The organism is Flavobacteriales bacterium (assembly GCA_013001705.1).
Lineage (GTDB): Bacteria > Bacteroidota > Bacteroidia > Flavobacteriales_D > JABDKJ01 > JABDLZ01.
On record JABDLZ010000180.1, the window covers coordinates 1 to 3,332 of the forward strand.

2 protein-coding genes are annotated in these 3,332 nt (G+C 49.4%); one reads left to right on the forward strand and one right to left on the reverse strand.

The window, feature by feature from the left end:
- Window positions 1-1,775, reverse strand: a 1,775-nt coding sequence (locus HKN79_07375) for a long-chain fatty acid--CoA ligase (GenBank protein ID NNC83381.1), incomplete at its 3' end; no start/stop codon positions are given.
- 148 nt (window positions 1,776-1,923) lie between these two features.
- Here HKN79_07375 and HKN79_07380 point away from each other — a divergent pair.
- The coding region (locus HKN79_07380; GenBank protein ID NNC83382.1) for a hypothetical protein at window positions 1,924-3,332 on the forward strand (1,409 nt) is incomplete at its 3' end.

Here is a 3,332-nt window from a genome sequence, read left to right on the forward strand (position 1 = left end):
TCCCCATAGAGGTCCTTCATCAAGTCTCCGTATTTGCTGTAGATGGCCTTTCGCTTTAATTTGAGGGTGGGTGTCAATTCTCCACCTTCGATAGTGAATTCTTCTTGGAGCAAAGTGTATTTCTTCACCTTCTCCCAGCGTGCAAAGGGCGCATTGCATTTCTCCATCACTCCATCATAGAGTTCGATCACTTTTGGATCGGTCAACAGGGTCTTTTTGTCCGAAGTATCCAAGCCCCATTCAGCGCAGGTATCGAAAAGGTTCTCAAAGGCTGGCACGATCAAGGCCGATGGATGTTTCTTGTTCTCACCGACAATGATGATATGTTCGATGTACTTATTCTGTTTGAAGGCATTCTCCATGAGCTGAGGAGCGATATACTTTCCGCCACTTGTCTTGAAGATCTCCTTTTTGCGGTCGGTGATCTTGAGGTACTGATCCTCGACCAATTCTCCGATATCTCCCGTATGGAACCATCCATCTTGATCGATGACCTCGGCCGTTTTGTCGGGCTTATTGTAGTAGCCCATCATGACGTTGGGGCCTTTGACCAGGATCTCACCGTCTTCAGCTATGCGCACAGAGACACCTTTTATCGGTCTTCCCGTAGCACCGAAACGGAAACCATCATTAGCGATCTCATTGACCGACACCACCGGGGAGGTCTCTGTCAATCCATATCCTTCCATGATGGGAATACCTGCCGCATTGTAGAACCTACACACGCGAGGGCAGAGGGCGGCACTTCCGCTGGCGGCCAATTTTACATTTCCACCTAGGGCCTCTTGCCATTTGCTGAAGATCAGTTTGCGCGCGATCTTTAATTTAAACTCATACCAAGCCCCGTTCTTTCCATAGTACTCGAAGTTCTCGGCAAGTTTCACTGCCCAGAAGAAGAGTTTCCGCTTTACTCCGGTCAGATCATCTCCTTTGGCCATGATCTTTCCATATACCTTTTCCAAAAGCCGTGGGACTGCGGTGAAGATCTCAGGGGCGACCTCCTTCAGATTATCCCCGATGGTATCCAAGGATTCTGCATAGTAGATGCTCGTCCCTTTGTAGGCGTAGAGGTAGATGAGCATGCGCTCGAAGATGTGGCAGAGAGGCAGGAAACTCAGCGCCTTACATCCGGGCTCGATAGGCAGGCGATAGGATGACCCGATCACATTGGTCACGATGTTCCTGTGGCTCAGCATAACACCTTTAGGCTCTCCTGTGGTTCCAGAGGTGTAGATGAGTGTAGCCAGATCCTCATGGCGCACGGCTTCTTTCAGAGGAGCCAGTTTCTCGTATGATACCTTCGTATCCGCATGCAATACTTCGGTCCAATGTGGGATTCCATCCGCCTCATCCATCATGTAGATGGACTCTAATGCCGGACAGTCTGCTTTTATAGATGTGAGCTTGTCGAAGAGTTCCCGATCAGAAACAAATGCGATCCGACATCCGGAATCATTGAGAATATAGGTGTAGTCCTTCTCGGTGATGGTCGGATAGATGGGTACGTCCACAGCACCTATCTGCAATACCGCAAGATCGATGATATTCCATTCTGAGCGATTGGTGGTCGATATGATGGCCACCCGGTCCCCAATGCCTATTCCTTTCTCTATCAGACCATGGCCCAATCGATGGGATAGGTCGAGCACTTCTTGGGTGCTATATGAGCGCCATTCTCCATTGCGTTTGGTCGAGAGGGAGATGTCTAGCGGAAAGTTCTCATTCTGGTACGCTATGAAATCGAATAGCCTACCTTGATTCAGATCGATACTCATCTAATGGTATTAATGACCAAATATATGCGAATACGGTGCTTTTGCGGGTAGTACGATTGTTGAAATCCAAATGGGATACCGAAATGATTCTAACACATGATGGCTAGACCCTGCTTACGTATTTTTGTAGTGCAGCGATGTGAGACTTATGAAGCGCACGACAATCCTCACCCTTATCATCTTGATTTTCACCGTGGTCCTGATCGCCCATTCGGAGCGGAATGATCGAGGATTCCATACGCCCATGGAGTTGGAGTATTACCAGCGCTCTATGATGTATGATTCTACTCTGGTGGATGGATGGAATGCGCTTTTCGCAGCAAGTGGAGAATGCAATGGATGTCATGGCTACGACCCCCAAGAGGTCGCGAGTGTGGATGCGGAGGGTAATGATATCAATGTGGTGGATGATTGGCGTGCGACTATGATGGCTATGAGTGCCAAGGACCCGTTCTGGAGGGCCAAGGTCAGTCATGAATCCCTCGTCTCACCGGCACTTCAGGCCGAGATAGAATCTTCGTGTACCGATTGCCATGCCCCTATGGGATTCTATAATGCCATGCATCTAGGGCTTCCACACTATACCATGGAGGATCTGAAGATGGATTCGGTCGCCTTGGATGGGGTATCGTGCGGTGCTTGCCACCAGATATCTCCGGATTCGGTCGGGTCGACCTTCTCAGGTATCGATCTGAAGTATGTAGAAGATACCATCTACGGTCCCTATGACGACCCTTTTGCAGGACCTATGCAGTCCTTTGTAGGCTTCATGCCAGTGTACTCAGAGCATATGGCGAAGAGTGAGACTTGTGCGACCTGTCACACCTTGATCACCGAGACAGTCGGACTGGATGGTCAACTGACAGGAGGTGAGTTCGTGGAGCAGGCCACCTACCACGAATGGGTCAATTCTGCTTACAATACGGAAGATGAAGCAGCTGTAGAATGCCAAGGATGTCACATGACCCGTGTGGATGATGATATCGTGATATCGGCCAATCTACTCTTCCTACCACCGCGCTCCCCCTTCTTCCGACACGACATCGTAGGAGGGAACACTTTCATGCTGGATATGATGAAGGAGCACCGCGATACCTTGGACATACGTGCCTATGCTGTGCAATTCGACTCCGTCAGAGCTGCCACCATGCGCATGTTGCAGGAGAATACACTCGATATCCTTATCACAGAAGAAGGAAGGACACTCGATAGTCTGTTCATCGATGTAGAACTCACCAATAAGGCCGGACATAAGTTTCCATCTGCTTATCCGTCTCGGATCGCTTTCATCGAATTCGTAGCTCTCGAAGAATCCGGTGATACCCTATTCTCTTCAGGTATTCTGGGGGAGGACTATGAGGTGATCAATAGAGATGCCGAATACGAACCCCACTATGATCTGATCGATTCAGAGGAGAAGGTGCAGATCTATGAGTTGGTCATGGCCGATGAAAGTGGAGCAGAGACGACCGTGCTCAGCCAAGCTGATTTCGCGCTCAAGGATAATCGGCTTGCTCCATTCGGATTCACGACTGAACATTTCGCCTATGATACCAC